Annotated in this window: 22 protein-coding genes, 1 tRNA gene and 1 pseudogene; 11 read left to right on the plus strand and 13 right to left on the minus strand. The window is 70.6% G+C overall.

What is annotated here, in order from left to right; translation table 11 throughout:
• Window positions 1-93: 93 nt before the first annotated feature.
• Together AB0F04_RS06120 and AB0F04_RS06125 are read right to left on the minus strand one after the other, a co-directional pair.
• On the minus strand, window positions 94-654 hold the full coding sequence (locus AB0F04_RS06120; protein ID WP_362038264.1) for a GPR1/FUN34/YaaH family transporter: 561 nt from the start codon (window positions 652-654) through the stop codon (window positions 94-96).
• 115 nt (window positions 655-769) lie between these two features.
• The gene (locus AB0F04_RS06125) at window positions 770-1,297 is read right to left on the minus strand and encodes a universal stress protein (protein ID WP_362038266.1); all 528 of its coding nucleotides are present in this window, start codon (window positions 1,295-1,297) and stop codon (window positions 770-772) included.
• Window positions 1,298-1,603: 306 nt separating this feature from the next.
• Between AB0F04_RS06125 and AB0F04_RS06130 the strand changes: the two genes are divergently transcribed.
• From AB0F04_RS06130 to AB0F04_RS06155, 6 genes are all read left to right on the plus strand, one after another.
• Window positions 1,604-1,936: a hypothetical protein gene (locus AB0F04_RS06130; RefSeq protein WP_362038268.1), complete on the plus strand. Its 333-nt coding sequence runs from the start codon at window positions 1,604-1,606 to the stop codon at window positions 1,934-1,936.
• 377 nt (window positions 1,937-2,313) lie between these two features.
• The gene (locus AB0F04_RS06135; protein WP_362038270.1) at window positions 2,314-3,558 is read left to right on the plus strand and encodes a helix-turn-helix domain-containing protein; all 1,245 of its coding nucleotides are present in this window, start codon (window positions 2,314-2,316) and stop codon (window positions 3,556-3,558) included.
• Between the two features lie 103 nt (window positions 3,559-3,661).
• Window positions 3,662-4,264 carry an oligoribonuclease gene (gene orn / locus AB0F04_RS06140; protein WP_362038272.1) on the plus strand — a complete coding sequence of 201 codons (603 nt, stop codon included), beginning with the start codon at window positions 3,662-3,664 and terminating at the stop codon, window positions 4,262-4,264.
• Window positions 4,265-4,380: 116 nt separating this feature from the next.
• Window positions 4,381-4,453 (plus strand) — tRNA-His (locus AB0F04_RS06145).
• A 96-nt stretch (window positions 4,454-4,549) separates the two neighbouring features.
• A complete protein-coding gene (locus AB0F04_RS06150; RefSeq protein WP_362038274.1) occupies window positions 4,550-5,740 on the plus strand; it encodes an MFS transporter in 1,191 nt (396 codons plus the stop codon).
• Between the two features lie 20 nt (window positions 5,741-5,760).
• A complete protein-coding gene (locus tag AB0F04_RS06155) occupies window positions 5,761-6,288 on the plus strand; it encodes an NUDIX domain-containing protein (RefSeq protein ID WP_362038276.1) in 528 nt (175 codons plus the stop codon).
• On the opposite strand, the pseudogene AB0F04_RS06160 reads toward AB0F04_RS06155, so the two are convergent.
• Both AB0F04_RS06160 and AB0F04_RS06165 read right to left on the minus strand, forming a co-directional pair.
• A pseudogene (locus AB0F04_RS06160) lies at window positions 6,245-7,057 on the minus strand (serine/threonine protein kinase); the annotation flags it as partial. The gene AB0F04_RS06155 and the pseudogene AB0F04_RS06160 sit on opposite strands and share 44 nt — an antisense overlap.
• Window positions 7,054-8,109, minus strand: a complete 1,056-nt coding sequence (locus tag AB0F04_RS06165) for a LacI family DNA-binding transcriptional regulator (RefSeq protein WP_362038278.1) — start codon at window positions 8,107-8,109, stop codon at window positions 7,054-7,056. The gene AB0F04_RS06165 and the pseudogene AB0F04_RS06160, both read right to left, overlap by 4 nt.
• A gap of 408 nt (window positions 8,110-8,517) precedes the next feature.
• Between AB0F04_RS06165 and AB0F04_RS06170 the strand changes: the two genes are divergently transcribed.
• From AB0F04_RS06170 to AB0F04_RS06185, 4 genes are all read left to right on the plus strand, one after another.
• Complete coding sequence (locus AB0F04_RS06170; RefSeq protein ID WP_362038280.1) at window positions 8,518-9,840, plus strand: extracellular solute-binding protein; 1,323 nt, start codon at window positions 8,518-8,520, stop codon at window positions 9,838-9,840.
• Window positions 9,841-9,845: 5 nt separating this feature from the next.
• Window positions 9,846-10,853, plus strand: a complete 1,008-nt coding sequence (locus AB0F04_RS06175; RefSeq protein ID WP_362038282.1) for a sugar ABC transporter permease — start codon at window positions 9,846-9,848, stop codon at window positions 10,851-10,853.
• A 12-nt stretch (window positions 10,854-10,865) separates the two neighbouring features.
• The gene (locus AB0F04_RS06180) at window positions 10,866-11,774 is read left to right on the plus strand and encodes a carbohydrate ABC transporter permease (protein ID WP_362038284.1); all 909 of its coding nucleotides are present in this window, start codon (window positions 10,866-10,868) and stop codon (window positions 11,772-11,774) included.
• Window positions 11,775-11,874: 100 nt separating this feature from the next.
• On the plus strand, window positions 11,875-13,311 hold the full coding sequence (locus AB0F04_RS06185) for a GH1 family beta-glucosidase (RefSeq protein WP_362038286.1): 1,437 nt from the start codon (window positions 11,875-11,877) through the stop codon (window positions 13,309-13,311).
• 73 nt (window positions 13,312-13,384) lie between these two features.
• Here AB0F04_RS06185 and AB0F04_RS06190 read toward each other — a convergent pair whose 3' ends face one another.
• The 7 genes from AB0F04_RS06190 to AB0F04_RS06220 all read right to left on the minus strand — a co-directional run bounded on the left by AB0F04_RS06190 (window position 13,385) and on the right by AB0F04_RS06220 (window position 19,634).
• Window positions 13,385-13,804: a PIN domain nuclease gene (locus tag AB0F04_RS06190; protein ID WP_362038288.1), complete on the minus strand. Its 420-nt coding sequence runs from the start codon at window positions 13,802-13,804 to the stop codon at window positions 13,385-13,387.
• Complete coding sequence (locus tag AB0F04_RS06195; RefSeq protein ID WP_362038291.1) at window positions 13,801-14,010, minus strand: type II toxin-antitoxin system VapB family antitoxin; 210 nt, start codon at window positions 14,008-14,010, stop codon at window positions 13,801-13,803. The genes AB0F04_RS06190 and AB0F04_RS06195 overlap by 4 nt, the downstream gene beginning before the upstream one ends.
• 78 nt (window positions 14,011-14,088) lie before the next feature.
• The gene (locus AB0F04_RS06200) at window positions 14,089-15,030 is read right to left on the minus strand and encodes a carbohydrate ABC transporter permease (protein WP_362038293.1); all 942 of its coding nucleotides are present in this window, start codon (window positions 15,028-15,030) and stop codon (window positions 14,089-14,091) included.
• Window positions 15,027-16,010, minus strand: a complete 984-nt coding sequence (locus AB0F04_RS06205) for a sugar ABC transporter permease (RefSeq protein ID WP_362038295.1) — start codon at window positions 16,008-16,010, stop codon at window positions 15,027-15,029. Before AB0F04_RS06205 ends, AB0F04_RS06200 begins: the two co-directional genes overlap by 4 nt.
• 31 nt (window positions 16,011-16,041) lie before the next feature.
• Entirely contained in the window at window positions 16,042-17,355 is a 1,314-nt protein-coding gene (locus AB0F04_RS06210) for an ABC transporter substrate-binding protein (RefSeq protein ID WP_362038297.1), read from the minus strand.
• Window positions 17,356-17,541: 186 nt separating this feature from the next.
• Window positions 17,542-18,939 (minus strand): HAMP domain-containing sensor histidine kinase, encoded by a 1,398-nt coding sequence (locus AB0F04_RS06215; RefSeq protein ID WP_362038298.1) that lies wholly within the window; start codon window positions 18,937-18,939, stop codon window positions 17,542-17,544.
• A complete protein-coding gene (locus AB0F04_RS06220; RefSeq protein ID WP_362038300.1) occupies window positions 18,936-19,634 on the minus strand; it encodes a response regulator transcription factor in 699 nt (232 codons plus the stop codon). Before AB0F04_RS06220 ends, AB0F04_RS06215 begins: the two co-directional genes overlap by 4 nt.
• Window positions 19,635-19,764: 130 nt before the next feature.
• On the opposite strand from AB0F04_RS06220, the gene AB0F04_RS06225 reads away from it, so the two are divergent.
• Window positions 19,765-20,277 carry a hypothetical protein gene (locus tag AB0F04_RS06225; protein WP_362038302.1) on the plus strand — a complete coding sequence of 171 codons (513 nt, stop codon included), beginning with the start codon at window positions 19,765-19,767 and terminating at the stop codon, window positions 20,275-20,277.
• Window positions 20,278-20,409: 132 nt separating this feature from the next.
• Here the strand turns inward: AB0F04_RS06225 and AB0F04_RS06230 are convergent, their stop codons facing one another.
• Window positions 20,410-21,279 (minus strand): fused MFS/spermidine synthase, encoded by an 870-nt coding sequence (locus AB0F04_RS06230; protein ID WP_362038304.1) that lies wholly within the window; start codon window positions 21,277-21,279, stop codon window positions 20,410-20,412.
• An 87-nt stretch (window positions 21,280-21,366) separates the two neighbouring features.
• Window positions 21,367-21,759 carry a hypothetical protein gene (locus AB0F04_RS06235; RefSeq protein WP_362038305.1) on the minus strand — a complete coding sequence of 131 codons (393 nt, stop codon included), beginning with the start codon at window positions 21,757-21,759 and terminating at the stop codon, window positions 21,367-21,369.
• Window positions 21,760-21,772: the final 13 nt, after the last annotated feature.

Here is a 21,772-nt window from a genome sequence, read left to right on the forward strand (position 1 = left end):
CCGACGAACGAAAACGGACCCCCACGTGCTGCCACCCTGCACGGGGGGTCCGTCTCATCGCCGGGAAGCCGCCCAACTCCCCGGCCCGCGCAGCTACCCGGTGGCCGTCACGCCCCGGCCGGCAGCGCGTCGCGGAAGAACGGTCGGCCAGTGCGCCAACGTGGCCGTGGCCGCATACCAGGCCACCGCCCCCGCGGCCACCGCGAACCACCCGCCCACCTTCACGAGCCCCTCGCTCCCGGCGAACTCGGCGACCGCCATGAGCAACAGCGCGACGAAGAACAGCCCGTGCACGCCCTGCCCCAGCTGATCCCCGCCCGCGAGGGTCAGGGACAGCGCCACCAGGGCGAACAACAGCAGGAACAACCCTGCCCCGTTGCCGGAGGCGGTCTCGGACACGGCCCATGTGAACCACAGCGCCCCGAGCACCGAGAACGCCGTACCACCGGCAGCGTCACCCTCGCGCAGGGCCACGAGCCCGGCGACGAAGAGCGCAATGCCCCCCACGTACTCGGCGATTGATGCCGCGTCAGCGGCTGACACGCCGTCGATCACGGCGGCATGTCCCAGCCCGAAGGCCAACAGGGTGATGGACAGGGCGAGTCGACCGGCCACGGTTGTGATTCCGCTTCCCGCGGAGACGTCTTTGTCCACGGCGGGCTCCCTTCGTGCAGGTGCAGTGGTGCGGTGTTCCGTATATGCCCTTCACAAAGGCACAAACACCTCTGCGCGCCAGTGGATTCGCGCGTGACACCAAGGGAGTCGAAGCTCAGGGGATGACGATGACGGGCCGCTGCGCCCGCTTGGCGAGCCGCCCGGCGACGGAGCCGAAGATGCGCCCCACGAGACCGTGGGTGGAGCCGACGACGATCGCGTCGGCCTCGTACTCCCGGCCGACCTCTTCGAGTTCGTGGCAGATGTCACCGCCGCGCTCGACCAGGATCCAGGGCACCTCGGCGAGATAGTCCGCACAGGCCAGCTCGAGTCCGAGCACCTCGGTGCGGTGGTCCGGCACGTCCACGAACACCGGCGGCTCGCAGCCGGCCCACACCGTGGTCGGCAGCCGGTTGGCGACATGGACGATGATCAGGCCCGACCCGGAACGGTGGGCCATGCCGATGGCGTAGGCCAGGGCGCGCTCGCTGGAGGTGGAGCCGTCGAAGCCGACGACGACCCCGTGCTTGAAGGCGGGATCGCAGGAATGGCGTGGCTCGTTCGCCGCCAGGGGCTCGGCCGCCGTGGGATCGGCGACGGGCCGCTTGCGGTCCGCGGGTTCGGAGAATTCGTGACCGGCCATGGCTGTCTCGGCGTTGTGATCCTTGTCCGGGAGGGATGACAGGGTGCGGCGGAGCTGTGTCCGGGAATGGTCTTCCCAACCCCATACCCTCAAGGGTACGGCGCCACGCCTCCTTAGCCCAGATCCCGCTCACGGTGCGTGCGGGTTCCAGGGAGCATGCACGAGGCACCGCCCGTAACGCAATGGTTGCTGCGCTGTACAGGCGGTTTGCACGGGATTCACTGACCTGCGGGGCGACGGGGGCAGCCAGTGACCGACGGCCCGGCCGCGCGTTGAACCCCGTGAGTCACGCCACAGGGAGCACGCATGTCCGCACCACGCCCCGCCGCCGAGGCGGACCGCGCGGCCCCGCCGCCGCGGGACACCGCGACGGATGTGGTTCGCTGGGCCGGCTTCAGCTGCCTGCTCGTCCCGGTGGTACTCCTCGGCTACGGAACCTCGCTCGCCGGCGCGGCCGGCACAGCCCTCGGGCTCGCCGCCGTCACGGGCGCCTGCCGGGTCCTGCTGCGCCAGTCCGAACGCGGCGCGGCCCGGCTCGCGGCCGAGGACCGGGCACCCCACCGGGGCCGGCGGCACCGCACCGGAACGGGGTCACACCGTGGCGGACGGCACACCGGGGGAGATACACCGGTCAGCTGACCGGTTTCCGCGCACGCACACGGCACTTTTCAGCCAACTTCTCGTACCTGTGCATCACCCCGTCCGACCACCCCCCAACCCCCGTTCGACCTGCACGGAAAGGGCCTCGGGGGGTCCGCGCACCCTACGTGGATTGGCCACCGCGACGAGGCGCACTTCCCTGCACGGCCCACGAGTGCAACGCTTCGTGATCGAATGCTTCACGCCAAGTTGCCAAGTCGACAATCTGCCGAGTGGTGAACCGGCCACTTCGGCACAACGGCACACAGTAGATTCGATCTTGACTGTCTACGGCGGGGGACTCGTGCAGGACCGAGGGGAAACGTGCAGGAGCGACACAACCGAGGAGCCGCGACCAACGAGGGGGGCTTAGCAGTATGAGCCACGACTCCACTGCCGCGCCGGAAGCCGCGGCCCGGAAGCTTTCCGGGCGACGCCGCAAGGAGATCGTCGCGGTGCTGCTGTTCAGCGGCGGCCCCATCTTCGAGAGTTCCATACCGCTGTCGGTGTTCGGGGTTGACCGCCAGGACGCCGGCGTACCGCGCTACCGCCTCTTGGTGTGCGGTGGCGAGGAAGGTCCGCTACGGACCACCGGGGGACTCGAACTCACCGCACCACATGGCCTGGAAGCGATCTCGCGCGCGGGCACGGTCGTCGTACCGGCCTGGCGTTCGATCACCTCTCCGCCACCGGAGGAGGCACTCGACGCGCTGCGCCGCGCCCACGAGGAGGGCGCCCGCATCGTCGGGTTGTGCACCGGCGCCTTCGTGCTCGCCGCGGCCGGCCTGCTGGACGGCCGTCCCGCGACGACCCACTGGATGTACGCGCCGACGCTGGCCAAGCGCTATCCGTCGGTACACGTGGATCCGCGTGAGCTGTTCGTCGACGACGGAGACGTGCTGACGTCGGCGGGCACCGCGGCGGGCATCGATCTGTGTCTGCACATCGTGCGCACGGACCACGGGAACGAGGCGGCCGGAGCCCTGGCCAGGCGGCTCGTCGTGCCGCCGCGCCGCAGCGGCGGGCAGGAGCGCTACCTCGACAGGTCTTTACCCGAGGAGATCGGCGCCGACCCGCTCGCCGAGGTCGTCGCCTGGGCGCTGGAGCACCTCCACGAACAGTTCGACGTGGAGACGCTGGCGGCACGCGCGTACATGAGCCGCCGTACGTTCGACCGCCGCTTCCGCTCGCTGACCGGGAGCGCTCCGCTGCAGTGGCTGATCACGCAGCGGGTCCTCCAGGCGCAGCGCCTGCTGGAGACGTCGGACTACTCGGTGGACGAGGTGGCGGGGCGCTGCGGCTTCCGGTCGCCGGTCGCCCTGCGCGGGCACTTCCGCCGCCAGCTGGGTTCGTCCCCGGCCGCGTACCGGGCGGCGTACCGCGCCCGGCGTCCGCAGGGCGAGCGCCCTCAGGAGACCGAGAGCGCACCGGGCGGCCCCGGTTCCGGCATGCCGGGCCACCAAGGCCACACCGGGCACCCGGGCCAGTCCGGCCAGGCACCGGCCGCGCTGCACCCGGAGCACCCGGTGCCGCTGCAGTCCCGCCGTACGGCGGCGGCGAGCGCGGTCGGCCAGTCCCCGGCCCTGTCGGCGAGCCTGCCCGGGCAGCGCAGCGCGCCGTGAACCGGTAGCCGCAGGGCCCGCGAGGAGCATGCCTCCCGCGGGCCCTGCGGCTTTCGCGGTACGGGCGGCCCGGCCGGAGGCAGCGGGCCGTAAGGTTAGACACATGAACGATCGCATGGTGTGGATCGACTGCGAGATGACCGGCCTCTCGCTGTCGGACGACGCGCTCATCGAGGTGGCCGCCCTCGTGACCGACTCCGAGCTGAACGTGCTCGGGGACGGCGTGGACATCGTCATCCGGCCGCCGGACCAGGCGCTGGAGACGATGCCGGACGTGGTGCGTCAGATGCACACCGCCTCCGGGCTGCTCGAGGAGCTCGCCGCGGGGACCACCCTGAAGGACGCCGAGGACCAGGTCCTGACGTACGTGAGGGAGTTCGTCAAGGAGCCGGGCAAGGCGCCGCTGTGCGGGAACTCCGTCGGCACGGACCGCGGTTTCCTGCTGCGCGACATGCCGAGGCTGGAGAACTACCTCCACTACCGGATCGTCGACGTGTCCTCGGTCAAGGAGCTGGCGCGCCGCTGGTATCCGCGGGCCTACTTCAACAGCCCGCAGAAGAACGGCAACCACCGAGCGCTCGCCGACATCCGCGAGTCGATCGCGGAGCTGCGGTACTACCGCGAGGCCGTGTTCGTCCCGCAGCCCGGGCCCGACTCGGACACCGCGAAGACGATCGCGGCGAAGCACGTTCTGCCCGCTCAGTAGGCGCTGCGGGGGCCCGTCGGGGCGGCGCGGCGAAAGCCGTGCGCGAGCACCCCTTCGGACCCTGTACACTTTTTCTCGGCCGGTCAGGGAAGTCACTGACCTCCAAGCCGGTCATGGTGGGTGTAGCTCAGCTGGTAGAGCACCTGGTTGTGGTCCAGGATGCCGCGGGTTCAAGTCCCGTCACTCACCCTGAGTAATCAGCCGGTGGCTTCGGAAGAAGCCACCGGCTGAAGCTTTTTGCGCGCCTGCCTGGGGCGGCGCGGCCGGCTGGCTACCGTCGGCGCCATGGACGGTCGACGCCCGGGGTGGCGCGCGTGTGTGCTCAGCGGGGCGGTGTTCGCCGTCTGCATGGCCGGCACCACGCTGCCGACTCCCCTCTACCCCCTCTACCAGGACAAGTTCGGCTTCTCCGAGCTGACGGTGACCGTGGTGTACGCCCTGTACGCCTTCGCCGTGATCGGTGTGCTGCTGCTGGTCGGCAACGCCTCGGACGCCGTGGGCAGGCGCCCGGTGCTGCTGTGCGGCCTGGCCTTCGCGGCGTTGAGCGCCGTCTGCTTCCTGAGTGCCGGCGGTCTCGGCTGGCTCTACGCGGGGCGGCTGCTGTCGGGGCTGTCCGCCGGGCTGTTCACCGGGGCCGCCACGGCGTACGTGATGGAGCTGGCACCCGAGGGCGGTGGCTCCCGGGCCACGTTCGTGGCGACCGCGGCCAACATGGGCGGGCTCGGCTGCGGTCCCCTGCTCTCGGGGCTTCTCGCCGAGTACGCACCCTGGCCGCTTCATCTGCCGTTCGTCACCCACCTCGCCCTGGTGGCCGCCTCGGCCCTCGTCCTGCTGCGGCTCGCGGAGACCGTCCGGGAGCGGCAGCCGCTGCGCGCCGTACGGCCGCAGCGGCCGGCGCTGCCCCCGCAGGTGCGGTCGGTGTTCGGGCCCGCCGCCACCGCCTCCTTCGTCGGATTCGCCCTGTTCGGGGTGTTCACCTCGGTCAGCCCGGCCTTCCTCGCGGAGTCCCTGGACGTGGACGACCATGCCGTGAGCGGGCTGATCGTCGCGCTGGCCTTCTTCTCGTCGACGGCCGGGCAACTGGCGGTCGGCCGGTTCGGTGCCCGGCGTTCCCTGCCGCTGGGGTGTGCCGGGCTGCTCGCCGGTCTCGCCCTGCTCGCCGCCGCGCTGCGGTGGGACCAGATGGCCCTGCTGGTCGCGAGCGCGTTCGTCGGCGGGACCGGCCAGGGTCTGGCGTTCCGCGGTGCGCTGGCCGACGTGGCCGGGGCCTCTCCCGCACACCAGCGCGCGGCGGTGATCTCGGCCCTGTTCGTGGTGGCCTACGCGGGCATCTCCCTGCCGGTGATCGGCGTCGGCCTGCTGACCGGTCCGATCGGCCTGGAGGGGGCGGGGCTGGTGTTCATCGCGTGCATGGTGGTGCTGGTCGTGACGGCGGCGGTGTACCTGGTGCGCCGGGCGGCACCGGCCCGGGTGTGAACGCGTGCGATCGTGAGGCCATGGGTGAGCTGGTGGAACGGGTCGACGAGCAGGACCGGGTCGTCGGGGTGGTCGACCGGGACGAGGCGATCCGCAACGGCTGGCTGCACCGGGTCGCCACGACGGTCTGCCGCGACACGCGGGGGCGCGTGCTGGTGCACCGCAGGCCGGAGCACCTGTCCCGCTTCCCTGGCCACCACGACTGGCTGATCGGCGGGGGCGTCGCGGTCGGCGAGTCGTACGAGGAGGCGGCGGCCCGCGAGCTGGCGGAGGAGCTGGGCGTCCGGGCACGGGTGCGGTTCGTGTTCTCGTTCCTGTGCCGTGGGGCGATCAGCCCGTACTGGCTCGGAGTGCACGAGGCCGTCGTGCCGGAGCGCCTCACCCCCGACCCGTCCGAGATCGCCTGGCACGGCTGGTTCAGCGAGGCGGAGTTCCGGGAGGCGATCCGGGAGCGGCTGTTCGTGCCCGACGGTCTGGATGCCCTGCGCCGTCACCCCGGCCTCGGCTCGCCGACCGCCACGCCGCCGCCAACTCCGCCACACCGCTGAAGCGTTCACGCGGATCGGCCCGCACGGCCCGTTCGACGACCGCCAGTTGCTCCGCCGTGCCGCGCCAGGCGCGCTCCTCGTCGCCCGCGTCCAGCAGGAGGCGGAGGGCACGGCCCAGGGCGTGGACCGTCGTGCGGGTGTCGATGCGAGAGCCGCGCCGCCACTCCTCCGGGGCCATGAAACGCCGCGAGCCGGGCAGCCGGCCGGCCTCCAGGGTGAACGGGCCCTGGCGGTACTCGTCGAGGTCGATCAGACGGAGCGCACCGGTTGCGAAGTCGTACAGGAACGCCCCGTCGTAGAGGTCCACGGCGACGAAACCCGCGGCCTCCACCGCCAGATGGGCGTCCAGGAGGCCGTCGACGGCGTGCAGGACCTGGGCGAGGGGCTGGGCACGGAAGCGGGCCACGGGATGGTCCGGGTGGGCGCGGCCGCCTCGGTGGCGGAGGGTGGAGTGGTAGAGGACCTCGCCACCGCGCCAGGGCATCACCACGGCCGGACCGCCGGAACCGGCCCGGAAGCGGTGCACCTGGGGGACGATCACCGGGTGACGCACCGCGCGGTGGAAGGCCCAGGCCCGGTCGAGCGAGTGCCGGGCGGCGGCCGTCGTCGCCTCCTTCACGAACCAGCGCTCGCCGTCCGCCAGGCGCACCCCGTACGACACGCAGCCCGAGTCCTGGTCACGGAAGGCGCGGAACACCTCCCCCACCGTCCGCAGGTAGGGCTCGGTCCGGGCGACCTCGGCGACATCCAGGAGCGGATGACCCCTCACGACGACGACCGGGACACCAGCTCCGTGGCCAGGACCATCTGCCGGCGCTCCAGGCCCCGGGACGCCGGCGGGCGGCGGTCGGCGACCTCGGTGAGCAGGAGGTCCGTCATCCGGCGGCCCATCTCCTCGATGGGCTGGCGGACGCTGGTCAGGGGTGGCTCCATGTGGCGGGCGATGGCGGAGTCGTCGTAACCGACGAGCGCCACGTCCTCCGGGATGCGGCGGCCCGCATCGCGCAGTGCCCGGCGGGCGCCGGACGCGGTGACGTCGGAGGCGGCGAAGACCGCGTCGATGTCGGGGTGGCGCTCCAGCAGGGCCGCCATGGCCCGGTGCCCGCCCTCCTCCGTGAAGTCCCCCGCCTCGATCAGCCCCTCGTCGGCCCCGAGGCCGGCGTCGCGCATGGCCTCGCGGTAGCCGTCGACGCGGCGCTGGGCGCCGTAGACGTCGAGACGGCCGGTGATGTGGGCGATCCGGCTGCGGCCCCGGGACAGCAGGTGCTCGACGGCCTGGCGGGCACCGCCGTAGTTGTCCGAGTCGACCGACGGCAGGGTCTCCGCCGCCGAGCGCGGGCCGCTGATCACCGCCGGGATCTCCAGCTGGGCGAGCAGGTCGGGCAGGGGGTCGTCGGCGTGCACCGAGACGAGCAGGACGCCGTCCACGCGGTGGGCCGCCAGGTACTGGGCGAGCCGGGCGCGTTCGCGGTCGCTGCCCGCGAAGATCAGCAGCAGCTGCATCTCCGTGTCGGACAGCGCCGCCCCGACGCCCTTCAGCATGTCCGAGAAGTACGGCTCCGCGAAGAACCGGGTCTCCGGCTCGGGCACGACCAGTGCGATCGCGTCCGTGCGGTTGGCGGCCAGGGCGCGGGCAGCGGTGTTGGGGACGTAGCCGAGCTCGGCGACCGCCGCCTCGACGGCGGCGCGGGTCGCGTCGCTGACCCGGGGCGAGCCGTTGATCACCCGCGAGACGGTGCCGCGGCCGACACCGGCGCGCGCCGCCACCTCTTCGAGGGTGGGCCGGCCACCACTTCGGCCCCGCGCTCCGTGGGTTGCCATGGGCTCCGCCTTCCCGTTCACACCCGCACTCTGCGACTGGCCTGGAATTTAACAGGCCCGTCAGCCGTGACGACCGAAGCCGGGGGCTCGCCGCCCCGGGCTTCCGCTTCGGCCGGACGAGCCGTGCCACCGGCGGTCCGACTGGCTCGATTCAACCGGCCCGGGATCCAACCGCGTCCGTCCCGGGTCCAGTTAACAGCCCGATAACTGAACGCATCTCTCCCTGTCCGGTCCCTTGACACCCCCGCCGCGACCGGGGACTCTTCAACACATCACTCGTGGGAGCGCTCCCACACTACCTGACACATACACAACCCGCACGTTCCCCGCCCGAGCCTTAAGCGCGTAGAACGGTCCGACACAGCAGTTGGCCGGGGGGTCGGCACGTCAGGGCAACAGGAGGACGACATGCGAGCACGCATCCGAACCGCCCGCAAGGCGATGGTCGTCGCAGCCGTCGCATCGCTGGGCGCCGGGCTGCTGGCCGGCTGTGCCGACGACGGCGGAAACGACGGCTCCTCGTCGGGCGGCAGCGGTGGCAGCGGCGGCAAGACCAAGATCACCCTGGGACTCTTCGGCACCTTCGGGTTCGAGGAGGCCGGCCTCTACAAGGAGTACGAGAAGCTCCACCCGGACGTCGACATCCAGCAGACGGTCGTCGAGCGGAACGAGAACTACTACCCCACGCTGGTCAACCACCTGACCACCAACAGCGGCCTGCAGGACATCCAGGGCGTCGAGGTCGGCAACATCGCCGAGATCGTCAAGACCCAGTCCGCGAAGCTGCTGGACCTCTCCAAGTACGGCAAGAAGAGCGACTACCTGGAGTGGAAGTGGCAGCAGGCCACCACCGAGGACGGTCAGACCGTCGGCCTGGGCACGGACGTCGGCCCGATGGCCATCTGCTACCGCAAGGACCTCTTCGAGAAGGCCGGTCTGCCCACCGACCGCGAGGAGGTCGCCAAGCTGTGGGCCGGTGACTGGAACAAGCTGGTCAAGGTCGGCGAGGACTACAAGAAGAAGGCGCCGAAGGGCACCACCTTCCTCGACTCCCCCGGCGGTCTGCTCCAGGCGATCCTCAGCAGTGAGAAGGACCGCTTCTACGACTCCTCCGGCAAGGTCATCTACAAGTCGAACCCGGCCGTGAAGGCCGCCTTCGACCTCACCGCCAAGGCGGCCCAGGACGGACTGATCGGAAACCAGACACAGTTCCAGCCCGCCTGGGACACCACGATCGCCAACAGCAAGTTCGCCGCGATGTCCTGCCCGCCGTGGATGCTCGGCTACATCAAGGGCAAGTCGAAGCCGGAGGCCAAGGGCAAGTGGGACGTGGCCGCGTCGCCGAAGTCCGGCAACTGGGGCGGTTCCTTCCTGGCGGTTCCCAAGTCGGGCAAGAACGCGGAGGAGGCCGCGAAGCTGGCCGCCTGGCTGACCGCGCCCGAGCAGCAGGCCAAGCTGTTCGCCGTGCAGGGCAGCTTCCCGAGCACTCCCGCCGCCTACGAGTCGGAAGCGGTGAAGAACGCCAAGAACGAGATGACCGGTGACGCACCGATCGGCACCATCTTCGCCGCGGCCGCCAAGAGCAGCCCGGTGCAGACGATCGGCCCGAAGGACCAGATCATCCAGCAGGGTCTGACGGACAACGGCGTCATCCTCGTCACCCAGGGCAAGTCGCCCAAGGAGGCGTGGGACACGGCCGTCAAGACCATCGACAACAACCTGGACCAGTGACCGGAATGGCGACCAGGCACGACACCGCCGCGCCCCCCGTGAAGGAGGGGGGCGCGGCCCCGGGCCGCCCGCCGGCCGACTCGGAGGCGGCGAGGAAGAAGCGCGCCCGGCTCTCCCGTCGCTGGCAGCGCGACATGCGGTGGAGCCCTTACGCGTTCGTCTCGCCGTTCTTCCTGCTCTTCCTCGCGTTCGGCCTGTTCCCGCTGCTGTACACCGGCTGGGCCTCGCTGCACCAGGTGGAGCTGACCGCGCCGACGGACATGAACTGGGTCGGGCTGCGCAACTACACCCGCATCTTCGACGACGACTTCTTCTGGAACGCGGCGAAGAACACGCTGACCATCGGCATCATCTCCACGGTTCCGCAGCTGCTGATGGCCATGGGTCTGGCGCACATCCTCAACTACAAACTGCGCGGCTCAACCTTCTACCGCGTGGTGATGCTGGCCCCCTACGCCACGTCGATCGCCGCCGCCTCCCTGGTCTTCGTGCTGCTCTTCGGGCGGGACTACGGCATGATCAACTGGGCGCTGAACGCCGTCGGCATCGATCACGTCGACTGGCAGAACGACAAGTGGCCGTCGCAGATCGCCGTGTCCAGCATCATCGTCTGGCGCTGGACGGGCTACAACGCCCTGATCTACCTGGCCGCGATGCAGGCGATCCCCCAGGACCTGTACGAGTCGGCGGCACTGGACGGAGCCAGCCGCTGGCGGCAGTTCCTCCACGTCACGCTGCCCTCGCTGCGTCCGACGATCCTGTTCACGGTCGTGGTGTCGACCATCGGAGCCTCGCAAGTGTTCGGTGAGCCTCTGCTGTTCGACGCGAACAAGGGCGCCTCCGGCGGGTCCCAGCACCAGTTCCAGACGCTCGGTCTCTACCTGTACGAGCAGGGCTGGGTCAACCAGCACCTGGGCCGCGCCTCCGCCATCGCCTGGACGATGTTCCTGATCCTCATCGTGATCGGGATCGTCAACTACGTCATCTCGCGCCGGCTGCGCGCCAGTAGTTAAGGAGAACCGGCCGTGACGACGACCCTGACGAAACCCCCGGCCGACGCGGTCCCCGAGCCGCCGAAGCGGTCACGCGGCATGAAGGCGGCACGCGCGGGCGGGCAGATGCACGCCGGCCCGGTGGCGTACGTCATCCTCGCCCTGTTCACCGTCATCTCGCTGTTCCCGCTGGTGTGGACGGCGATCGCCGCCTCGCGCGACAACCAGCGCCTGGCGCAGACCCCGCCGCCCTTCTGGTTCGGCTCCGGCCTCTTCGACAAACTCGAAGTGGCCTGGACGGACGCCAACCTGGGCGAGGCGTTCCTCAACACCACCCTGGTGGCCGGCATTTCGTCGTTCACCATCGTGTTCCTGTCGACGATCGCCGGGTTCGCCTTCGCCAAGCTGCGCTTCAAGGGCCGCAGCGCGGCGATGCTGGTGGTGATCGGCACGATGATGGTGCCGCCGCAGCTCAGCATCATCCCGCTGTACATGATGGTCGCCAAGCTCGACTGGACGGACCAGCTCCAGGCCGTGATCTTCCCGTCGCTGGTGAGCGCGTTCGGTGTGTTCTTCATGCGGCAGTACCTCATCCAGGCGCTGCCCGACGAGATCATCGAGGCGGCCCGCGTCGACGGAGCGAGCAGCTGGCGTGTGGTGTGGCATGTGGTGTTCCCCACCGCGCGGCCCGCGATGGCCGTGCTGGGAATGCTGATGTTCGTGCAGACCTGGAACGACTTCCTGTGGCCGTTCCTGGTGCTGACACAGACCGGCAATCCGACCGTGCAGGTCGCGGTCGCGGGTCTGGGCCGCGGTTACACCCCCGACCAGTCCCTGATCATGGCGGGCGCCCTGCTGGGCACCCTGCCGCTGCTGATCGTCTTCGCGATCTTCGGCAAGCAGATCGTCGGCGGCATCATGCAGGGCGCGGTCAAGGGCTGATTCCCGTTTCCCGGGGCCGAGCCACAGCCGCCTCGGCCCCTTTCCCCCTCCCCCTCCCCCTCCACTCGTCGGTCCCCATGACCCCTTTGGGAGCGCTTCCATGCCTGACTCCGAGAACCCGGCCACTCCGGTGACCTTCCCGCCCGCCTTCCTGTGGGGCGCGGCGACGTCCGCGTACCAGATCGAGGGTGCGGTGCGGGAGGACGGCCGGACGCCGTCGATCTGGGACACCTTCAGCCACACGCCGGGCAAGACCCTCGGCGGCGACCACGGTGACATCGCTGTCGACCACTACCACCGCTACCGCGACGACGTGGCGCTGATGGCGGAGCTGGGCCTGGGCGCCTACCGCTTCTCCATCTCGTGGTCGCGGGTGCAGCCGACCGGCCGGGGCCCGGCCGTGCAGAAGGGTCTGGACTTCTACCGGCGGCTGGTGGACGAGCTGCTGGCCAAGAACATCAAGCCGGCCATCACGCTGTACCACTGGGACCTGCCGCAGGACCTGGAGGACGCGGGCGGCTGGCCGGAGCGGGACACGGCGTACCGGTTCGCGGAGTACGCGCAGATCGCCGGCGAGGCGCTGGGCGACCGGGTGGAGCAGTGGATCACGCTCAACGAGCCGTGGTGCAGCGCGTTCCTGGGCTACGCCTCCGGGGTGCACGCCCCGGGCCGTACGGACCCGGCGGCCTCGCTGCGTGCCGCGCACCATCTGAATCTGGCGCACGGGCTGGGCGCGTCCGCGCTGCGCTCGGTGATGCCGGCCCGCAACACGGTGGCGGTGAGCCTCAACTCCTCGGTGGTCAGGCCGCTGTCACAGGACCCGGCGGATCTGGACGCGGTCCGCAGGATCGACGACCTGGCCAACGGTGTGTTCCATGGTCCGATGCTGCACGGGGCCTACCCGGAGTCGCTGTACGTGGCGACCGCGGGACTGACGGACTGGAACCACGTCCTCGACGGCGACCTGGAGCTGATCAACCAGCCGCTGGACGCGCTGGGTCTCAACTACTACACGCCGGCGCTGGTCTCGGCCGCGGACGTGTCGGCTAAGGCGCCTCGCGCCGACGGCCACGGGGCGAGCGACCACTCGCCGTGGCCGGCCGCCGACGACGTCGCGTTCCACCAGACGCCGGGAGAGCGCACGGAGATGGGCTGGACGATCGACCCGACCGGCCTGCACGAGCTGATCATGCGCTACACGCGTGAGGCGCCGGGTCTGCCGCTGTACATCACCGAGAACGGCGCGGCCTACGACGACAAGATCGACTCCGACGGCCGGGTGCACGACCCGGAGCGGGTCGCCTACCTGCACGGCCACCTCTCGGCGGTTCGCCGCGCGATCGCCGACGGCGCGGACGTCCGGGGCTACTACCTGTGGTCCCTGATGGACAACTTCGAGTGGGCGTACGGCTACGGCAAGCGCTTCGGCGCGGTCTACGTGGACTACGCGACGCTGGAACGCACGCCGAAGACCAGCGCCCGGTGGTACGGCCGGGCGGCACGGACCGGCACGCTGCCCGAGGTCGAGGCGGTCTGACCGACGGGGGACGGGGGGGCGGGGCGCGGCACGATGAGAGGGAGTGCCGCGCCCCTCGGGCCCGCCGGGGTGGTCAGAGGGTGCCAGGAGCGGCGAGCCACTGGACCGGCTGCCCGGTGACCGAGGCGATGGTCTCGAAGTCGTTGTCGTAATGCAGGAGGGTGAGTCCCTGAAGCTCGGCGGTCGCAGCGACGAGCAGGTCCACGGCGCCGGCGGAACGGTGTTTTCCCTTCTCGGTGAGTTCTCGCTGCACATCCCACCCGCGTGTCATCGCCCGGTCATCGAGGGGGGCCCAGCCGAACAGCGCGTCCAGGTCCTGGACGAGCTCGGCCCGATCCTCGGCGTTCCTGGCGCTGTACAGAAACTCGACCTCGGTCAGCGGACACCGCGCGATCACCCCTTCCTTCAGGGGCTTCTCCCAGAGTCCCCGGGCGGGCTGCTTCAGGATGCGGACCAGGGCGCTGGTGTCGATGAGGTAGGTCGCCGCGCTCATCGACGATAGGTCTCCTTCTCCAGTAGATCGTCAAAATCACCGGCGTCCGCCCGCGCCGCGAGTCTGGCCAGCGCGAGGGCCCGCTTCTTGCGCTCGACGCCTTCTCTGAGAGCGGCGTTGACCGTGTCCTTCTTGGTCTTGGTCCCGAAAACTATGGCAGCCTCGGCCAGCAATTCCTCGTCGATGTCGATCAGCGTCTTGGTCATGACAGACCTCCGGGATATCCGATCGGCATCCCAGTATATCCATAGAGGATCAGCAGGCACGGGATGCCGGGGCCGAGCTCAGCCCTTGTTGGCGCCCAGGGTCAGACCGCTGACGAACTGGCGCTGGAGCGCGAAGTACACGATCAGGGTCGGGATCGCGGTGAGCAGGGCGCCGGCTGCGACGAGGTTGGGGTCGGTGAAGTACTGGCCGGAGAGGTTGTTCAGCGCCGAGGTGATCGGCATGTTCTCGCCGGTGGAGATCAGGACGATGGCCCAGAAGAAGTCGTTGTAGATCCAGATGGAGAGCAGGGTGGCGAGGGCGGCCATCGCCGGCTTGCACAGGGGCAGCACGATCTGCCAGTACAGCCTCCAGACGGAGGCGCCGTCGACCAGGGCGGCCTCGGTGAGCTCGTGCGGCAGCGAGCGCATGTAGTTGCTCAGCACGAACGCGCAGAACCCGGACTGGAACGCCACGTGGATCAGCACCAGGCCGAGCGCGGAGTCGTACAGCTTGCCGCTCATGGTGATGCCGGGCAGGTCGATGAGCAGGTACAGCCGGTACAGCGGGGTGATGATGACCTGCTGGGGCAGCAGGTTGCCGGCCGTGAAGACCAGCAGCAGGAACAGGTTGAGCCGGAAGTCGAAGCGGCTGACGTAGAAGGCGACCATCGACGACAGCAGCAGCGTCAGCAGCACGGCCGGGACCGCGATCAGCAGTGTGTTGCCGAAGTAGTGCAGCATCTCCGACTGCTGGAAGGCGTTGGTGAAGTTGTCGAAGGTGAGCTTGTCGGGCCAGGAGACGTAGCCCTTGGTGCTGGTCTCCGCGTACGGCCGCATCGCCGCGAGCAGCGCCCACAGCAGGGGCGCGAGCCAGGCCAGCGCCGTGACGACGAGGAAGGTGTGCAGCAGGATCCGGGCGGGGCGGAGCGGGGTGCGCTGTTTGCGCGGGGCACCAGAGTTCAAAGGGGCGGCGCGAAGCGCCACGTTCAGGGTGGTGGTGGGCGACGGGTGGGAGCTCATGCGCGCCGCTCCTTCCGGAAGGTGGCGATCAGATACGGGATGATCACCGCGAGCGAGATCACCAGCAGGACGACGGCGATCGCGGAGCCGTATCCGATGCGGCTGGACTCGCCGATGATGTTGTTGGTCACCAGGATCGACAGCAGCTCGGTGCCCTGGGCGCCCTTGTTGAAGACGAAGACCAGGTCGAAGGCGCGCAGCGCCTCGATGATCGTGACGACCAGGACGACGGTGTTGGTCGGGCGCAGCGTCGGGAAGATGACGTTCTTGAACGTCTGCCACTCACTGGCGCCGTCGAGGGCGGACGCCTCGCGCAGGGCGGGGTCGACGCTCTTCAGGCCGGCCAGGTAGAGGATCATCATGTAGCCGGCGTGCCGCCAGGAGGCGGCGACGAGGATGGCCCACAGGTTGAGGTCCGGGTCGCCGATCCAGTCGATGTAGTGGCCGGGCTTGTTGGCGCCGATGATGCTGTTGATCAGGCCCGTGTCCGGGTTGTAGATCAGCTGCCAGACGAACCCGATGACCGCCAGCGACATCACGACCGGCAGGAAGAACGCGGTCTGGTAGACGCGGCTGAAGCGGATCTTCTTGTCCAGCTGCACGGCGAGGAACAGGCCGAAGGGCGTGGGCAGCAGGATGAGCGCCACGAACCAGATGACGTTGTGCTCGACGGCGGGCCAGAACTGGGGGTTGCTGGTGAACAGTTCCCTGAAGTTCTGCAGCCCGACCCACTTGATGGTGCTGAAGCCGATGCCGTCCCAGGTGGTGAAGGCCAGCGCGATCGAGGCGAGGGCCGTCAGCCACACCAGGGCGACGTGCAGGATCGTGGGCACGCCGGCCATCAGGCCGAGCGTGAGGCGGTCGCGGCGGGTGAGCAGACGCCGGTGTCCGTGGGGGGTCTTGGCGGGCGGGGACGCGGGGCTGGGCCCCGGAGCCGGCGGGGCGGCCGGCTCCGGAGCCTTCGCGGGGGTGGCAGTCATGTCGGGTCCGAGTCGTCGAGTCTCCGTTGGATCAGGAGGAGGCGAAGATCGTCTTCTTCTGGCGTTCGATCGACGAGAGGATGCTGTCGACGTTCTTCGGGTTGCGGATGAAGTTCTGCAGCGCCGGCTGCATCACCGTGGACGTGAAGTCCGGGCGGGAGTCGCGGTCCATGAACTGGGTGAGGCTCTTCGCGCCGGAGATCATCTCGAAGCTCTTCTTCTGCAGCGCGGTGTAGCTGGAGGTGTCGGCCTTGGTGGAGGCGGCCACCACGCTGGAGTCGGCCTTGAGGTAGATCTGCTCGGCCTCGGGCGTGCCGAGGTACTCCAGGAGCTTGATCGCGCCGTCGCGGTTCTTCGGGGCCTTGGAGAGCATGAAGCCGTCGGTGGGCGCCTCGACGGTGTCCTGCCCGAACTGCGGGTCGATCTCCGGGAAGGCGAAGAAGTCGAGGTCGTCGAGGTCGGCCTTGTTGGTGAACTGCTGGCCGACGAACGTACCCAGCAGGTACATGCCGGCCTTCTTGGCCACCAGCGACTGTGCCGCGTCCTGCCAGGTGCGGCCGACCGCGCCCTCCTGGTGGTAGGGCAGGATCTCCGTCCAGTGGTCGAAGACCTTGCGCACCTTGGCGTCCGTCCAGGAGGCCTTGCCGGCCATCAGCTCGACGTGGAAGTCGTAGCCGTTGGTGCGGAAGTTGATCTGGTCGAAGGTGCCCATGGCGGGCCAGGCGTCCTTGTCGCCGAAGGCGATCGGGACCAGCCCGTCCTTCTTCATCCGCTTGCACAGGGCGACGAAGTCGTCCCAGGTCGTGGGCACCTGGTAGCCGTGCTGCGCGAAGACGCTCTTGCGGTAGAAGACGGCCCACGGGTACGTGTACAGCGGCACGAAGTAGTACTTGCCGTCCTCGCCCTTGCTGAGCTTCTGCATCGCCGCGGGGAAGTTGCCGCTGATCTTCTGCCACACGTCGTCGATCGGGGACGCGAGCTTCTTCGAGGCGAAGAACTGCATGCGGTAGCCGGCGAACCAGGTGAAGACGTCGTCGGGCGTGCCCTGCAGGTAGGAGTTGATCTGCTCCTGGAACGTGTTGTGGTCCTTGGTGTTCACGTCGACCTTGATGCCGGACTTCTTGGTGAAGGCGGCGTAGATCTCGGCGAACGCCTTCTTCGGCACGGCGTCGGACGAGTTGGAGCCGAGACTGACCGTCTTCGGGTCGGCGGACGAGCCGCTGCCGCCGCAGGCGCTCAGCAGGGGTATCCCGGCGCCCAGCAGGGCCGCGCCGCCCATGCCGCGCAGCAGGGTGCGGCGGCTGGGAGCCGAGAGGGACAGACCGGAGGGAGAGAGGTCGTGCATGAACTGCTCCTGAAGGCAGGGTCCGGCCATGAGGGTGTGGCATGAAATCCAGTCGCAATCGACCAGAAACCAACTTGACCGAACACGGTGGCGCAATGACAGCCGCATGTCCGGTCACGCGTCAAGAGCAGTCGCCTTCATTTGTCGAAACGTGACCGTCCCGTGAAGACGCGGTGTCGGGGGTGCTCAGCGGGAACGGGAGCGGTTGTACACGGCAGCGAGCCTGCCGGGGCGGCGCCGCCGCATCTGCCGGTGCCCGCCGCCGGCCGGGGTGCGGCCGTCCAGCTGGATCCAGATCCGCACCTCGGCCCCTCCGAGCACCGAGGAGCCGATCCGTACGTCCCCGCCGGTGGACTCCGCGAGCCGGCGCACGATGTCCAGGCCGAGTCCCGTGGAGCCGTCGCTCCCGGAGCCGCGGCCGCGCGCCATCGCCGTCTCGGGGTCGGGTATGCCCGGGCCCGCGTCGGAGACGAGGACGATCACCGCGTCGTCGCCGTTGTGCACGTCGACCGCGAAGGCGGTGCCCTCCGCGGTGTGCCGGAAGACGTTCCCGAGCAGTGCGTCGAGCGCGGCGGCCAGGTCGGCGCGGGCCACGGGTATGCGCACCGGCCGGTCGGCCCCGGCCACCCGCCACTTGCGGCCCTCGTCCTCGGCGAGCGCCGACCAGAACGCCATCCGCTCCCGGACCACCTCGGCCGCGTCGCATCCGGCGCCCGGACCGGCCGCGGCCGTCTGCGGCTTGGCCTCCCGGGCCGTACGGATGATGGTGTCGACCTCGCGCTCCAGCTGCTCGACCGCGGTCCTGGTCTGGTCGGCGGCCGGTCCCTCGCCGAGCGAGGCGGTGTTGAGCCGCAGCACGGTCAGGGGCGTGCGCAGCCGGTGGGACAGGTCGGCCGCCAGCTCCCGCTCGTTCGCCAGGAGCTGGACGACCTGGTCGGCCATCGAGTTGAACGCGACCGCCGCGAGCCGCAGCTCGCTCGGGCCCTCCTCGGGAACGCGGGCGCCGAGCCGGCCCTCTCCCAGGTCGTGCGCCCCCTCGACCAGGCGCTGCGCGGGCCGGACCATGCGCACGCCCAGCCGGTCGGCGACCGCGACCGAGCCGAGGATCAGCGCCACCCCGACCGCGGCGAGCACGGCCCAGGCCGTGCCCACGCCGTTGGTGACGTCGGACTCCGGCACGTAGACCTCGACGACCGCGATCTTGCCGGTGCTGAGCGCGACCGGCTGGAGCAGCGTCGAGCCGCCGGGGACGCCCGTGGTGGAGGCGCGGCCCAGCCTGCGCACGGCCGCGATGTCCTCGTCGGCGGCGCGCCGCCGCCCTAGTTCGACGGCTTCCTTGCCGCCCCCCTCGGGGAGGTGCACGGCCATCCCGGCGTCGGAACCGGCGGCGGCGACGACCCGTTCGAGCTGGTCGCGGTCGGTGGTGATGGACAGGGCCGGGGCGACGGCGGCGGCCTCCCGCTCGGCGTTGGAGAAGGCACGGTCGCGGGCCATCTCGCGGATGACGAGTCCGAGCGGCACCGCGAAGGCGACCACGACCATGGTGGTCACGGCCAGCGACACCTTGACCAGGGCCCACCTCATCGCGGCGGCCCGGGTGGTTCCAGCTTCACGCCGACACCCCGAAGGGTGTGCAGATAGCGCGGGCTGGCAGCCGTCTCGCCCAGCTTCCTGCGCAGCCAGGACAGATGGACGTCGATGGTCTGGTCGTCGCCGTAGGACTGCTGCCACACCTCGGCGAGCAGCTCCCTGCGGGGGACGACGACTCCGGGCCGGCGGGCCAGGAAGGCGAGGAGGTCGAACTCACGGCGGGTGAGGTCGAGTCGCGCGCCGTCCAGCTCGGCCTGACGGCGCAGCGGGTCGACGGTCAGGCCGCCGACCCGGATCGCGGGGGACGGCTCCGCCTCCGCGGCCCCGGAGCGGGCACGGCGCAGCACGGCCGCCATGCGGGCCGAGAGGTGCTCCACCGAGAAGGGCTTGGTCAGGTAGTCGTCCGCCCCGGCGTTCAGCAGCCGGACGATCTCCGTCTCGTCGTCCCGGGCGGTGGCGACGATCACCGGTACGTCCGTGATCCCGCGCAGCATCTTCAGGGCCTCGGACCCGTCGAGATCGGGCAGTCCGAGGTCCAGGATCACCACGTCGAAGCGAACGTGGGCGACCTCGCGCAGCGCCTCCAGTGCCGTCCCGACACTGCGCACGGTGTGCGAGGCGTCGGTCAGGTGGCGGATCAGCGCCGAGCGTACGAACTGGTCGTCCTCGACCACGAGCACACTTGCCATGCGCCGCACCGTACGCCATCTCGAACAGCCGGGTGCGGGGCTGTGGACAACTGTCCGGCTGGGGACAACCGGCCCCGGCAGGACGCCGTTTGGGGTCACGCGTGGGACCCGTGAGGCAGTATGGCCCGCGATGCGCAGAGGACTCGTACACGTACTGGCCTGGCTGCTCGCCACGGGCGCGGCGGTCACGCTGTCGTGGTGGGGTGTCCACACGGTGATGGCGGGCACGGCCTACGACCCGCCGCGCGCCCTGCCCATCAAGGCCGCCGACACGTCGTCCACACGGGAGCCGAAGGCGCCGCCCACGCCGCCGGAACGGACACCTGCGCCCAAGCGGCGGCAGCCGAGCACGCCTCCGGCGTCCGCCGGCCCGAGCCCCTCCCCCACGCCGTCGGCCGGCACCACCGCTCCCGCCGCCTCCGGCCGGGTCAGGAGCTACGACACCGACGGCGGCCGGGCGGTCTTCGACCTCGGGAAGACGTCCGCCTCGCTGGTCTCGGCGACGCCCGGGGCGGGCTGGTCGATGCAGGTGTGGAAGACGGAGTCGTGGATCCGCGTGGAGTTCTCCTCGGGCGCGGACCGGGTGTCGGTGTTCTGCACCTGGCACGACGGGCCGCCGCGGGTGGAGATCGGGACCTACTGAGATCGGGATTTCTGAGATCCGGCCTACTGAGCGCCGTGGGCGGCCGTCGGCACAGGTTGAGCGCCGTGGGCGGCCGTCGGCACAGGTTGAGCGCCGTGGCCGGTCATCGCGCCTGCGGGCCGCCGTGGCCGGTCATCCGAACACCGACGGCGGTGGTGCCGGTGACGCCACCGCCGCGAGGTCCGTGACGGGTGCGGCTCCGCCGGTGAAGTCGGTGAGGGTCCTGCCGTGTTCGACGCGGGCGGGGTGCGGATCGGAGGCGGCGAGGCGGGTCAGCTCGGCGACGGGCAGCGGGTGGTCGGAGGCGACCAGGACGGCGTTCCCGAAGCGCTTGCCGCGCAGCACCGCCGGATCCGCGACCAGCGCGAGGTGCTCGAAGCGGGCGGCGGCCGTGGCGATCTGGCCGCGCAGGTGGGCGAGCGGCGGCCCGTCGGCGAGGTTGGCGGCGTAGACGCCGCCGGGCCGGAGCGCCCTGCGCACGTCGTCGAGGAACTCGGTCGAGGTCAGGTGGGCGGGCGTCCGGGCCCCGCTGAACACGTCGGTGATGACGAGGTCGGCCCAGCCGTCCGGCACCTTGGCGAGGCCCGCGCGGGCGTCGGCGGAGCGCACCCGTATGCGCGCGTTCGGATCCAAGGGCAGTGCGCGGCGCACCAGTTGGACGAGAGGGCCGTCGCGTTCGACGACCTGCTGGGTGGAGCGGGGCCGGGTGGCGGCGACGTAGCGCGCGAGGGTGAGGGCCCCGCCGCCGAGGTGCACGGCGTGCAGGGGCCGTCCGGGCGGGGCGACGAGGTCGATCACGTGGCCGAGGCGGCGCTGGTACTCGAAGGACAGGTACGCCGGGTCGTCCAGGTCGACGTGCGACTGCGGGGCCCCGTCGATCACCAGCGTCCAGGCCCGGGCCCGCTCGCGGTCGGGGATGAGCTCGGCGAGCCCGCCGTCGACACTCTCGACGACGGCCTCGGCACCGGCCTGTCTGCGCCGGCCGCTCTTGGACTTTCCCATGGGGTCATTATCGGGGTGGGCCGATGAGCGGGGAGTACGCGCCGGCCGGCCCGGGGGCGAGGGGCCTCGACGGTGGGTGAGGCGGCCTCAGCGGCAGCTGTCCGCCGCCCTGATCATCCGGGCGGCCTCCCCCAGGGCCGCGCGCAGCACCGCGGGGTCGGTCGCGAGGTCCGCCTCGCCCGGTGGCAGCAGCCAGTCCGAGCCCTCGACGGGAGGCTCGGGCGCCAGGGCCCGTCCGCGTCCGTCGGTCCTGGTGCAGGTGCTCCCCGGCACGTCCCACGCGGCGGCCGTCCCCGGCGGCACCAGGAAGCCCAGGGTGTCGCCGCCGTCGTGCAGCACGGGGCCCACCGCGTCAGCCGGTCCCCGGCGCAGGATGTCGACCGCCTCCAGCCCCTGCCGGGCCGGCACCGTCACCACATCGCAGCCGGCCGCCGGTGCACCCGGCGGCGTACGAGGATCGCTGATCCGGCTGGTCTCCATCCGGCCTCCACCA

Origin of the sequence: Streptomyces sp. NPDC029041 (assembly GCF_040637515.1) — a bacterium.
GTDB lineage: Bacteria > Actinomycetota > Actinomycetes > Streptomycetales > Streptomycetaceae > Streptomyces.

Bases quoted from the DNA above. Each gene is read 5' to 3' on its own strand.
- AB0F04_RS06185 (WP_362038286.1), top strand. From the start codon at position 11,875: ATGCCTGACTCCGAGAACCCGGCCACTCCGGTGACCTTCCCGCCCGCC.
- AB0F04_RS06195 (WP_362038291.1), bottom strand. From the start codon at position 14,010: ATGACCAAGACGCTGATCGACATCGACGAGGAATTGCTGGCCGAGGCT.
- AB0F04_RS06130 (WP_362038268.1), top strand. From the start codon at position 1,604: ATGTCCGCACCACGCCCCGCCGCCGAGGCGGACCGCGCGGCCCCGCCG.
- AB0F04_RS06230 (WP_362038304.1), bottom strand. From the start codon at position 21,279: ATGGGAAAGTCCAAGAGCGGCCGGCGCAGACAGGCCGGTGCCGAGGCC.
- AB0F04_RS06225 (WP_362038302.1), top strand. From the start codon at position 19,765: ATGCGCAGAGGACTCGTACACGTACTGGCCTGGCTGCTCGCCACGGGC.
- AB0F04_RS06135 (WP_362038270.1), top strand. From the start codon at position 2,314: ATGAGCCACGACTCCACTGCCGCGCCGGAAGCCGCGGCCCGGAAGCTT.
- AB0F04_RS06200 (WP_362038293.1), bottom strand. From the start codon at position 15,030: ATGAGCTCCCACCCGTCGCCCACCACCACCCTGAACGTGGCGCTTCGC.
- AB0F04_RS06235 (WP_362038305.1), bottom strand. From the start codon at position 21,759: ATGGAGACCAGCCGGATCAGCGATCCTCGTACGCCGCCGGGTGCACCG.
- AB0F04_RS06205 (WP_362038295.1), bottom strand. From the start codon at position 16,010: ATGACTGCCACCCCCGCGAAGGCTCCGGAGCCGGCCGCCCCGCCGGCT.
- AB0F04_RS06125 (WP_362038266.1), bottom strand. From the start codon at position 1,297: ATGGCCGGTCACGAATTCTCCGAACCCGCGGACCGCAAGCGGCCCGTC.
- AB0F04_RS06155 (WP_362038276.1), top strand. From the start codon at position 5,761: ATGGGTGAGCTGGTGGAACGGGTCGACGAGCAGGACCGGGTCGTCGGG.
- orn (WP_362038272.1), top strand. From the start codon at position 3,662: ATGAACGATCGCATGGTGTGGATCGACTGCGAGATGACCGGCCTCTCG.
- AB0F04_RS06170 (WP_362038280.1), top strand. From the start codon at position 8,518: ATGCGAGCACGCATCCGAACCGCCCGCAAGGCGATGGTCGTCGCAGCC.
- AB0F04_RS06150 (WP_362038274.1), top strand. From the start codon at position 4,550: ATGGACGGTCGACGCCCGGGGTGGCGCGCGTGTGTGCTCAGCGGGGCG.
- AB0F04_RS06190 (WP_362038288.1), bottom strand. From the start codon at position 13,804: ATGAGCGCGGCGACCTACCTCATCGACACCAGCGCCCTGGTCCGCATC.
- AB0F04_RS06215 (WP_362038298.1), bottom strand. From the start codon at position 18,939: ATGAGGTGGGCCCTGGTCAAGGTGTCGCTGGCCGTGACCACCATGGTC.
- AB0F04_RS06220 (WP_362038300.1), bottom strand. From the start codon at position 19,634: ATGGCAAGTGTGCTCGTGGTCGAGGACGACCAGTTCGTACGCTCGGCG.
- AB0F04_RS06165 (WP_362038278.1), bottom strand. From the start codon at position 8,109: ATGGCAACCCACGGAGCGCGGGGCCGAAGTGGTGGCCGGCCCACCCTC.
- AB0F04_RS06210 (WP_362038297.1), bottom strand. From the start codon at position 17,355: ATGCACGACCTCTCTCCCTCCGGTCTGTCCCTCTCGGCTCCCAGCCGC.
- AB0F04_RS06175 (WP_362038282.1), top strand. From the start codon at position 9,846: ATGGCGACCAGGCACGACACCGCCGCGCCCCCCGTGAAGGAGGGGGGC.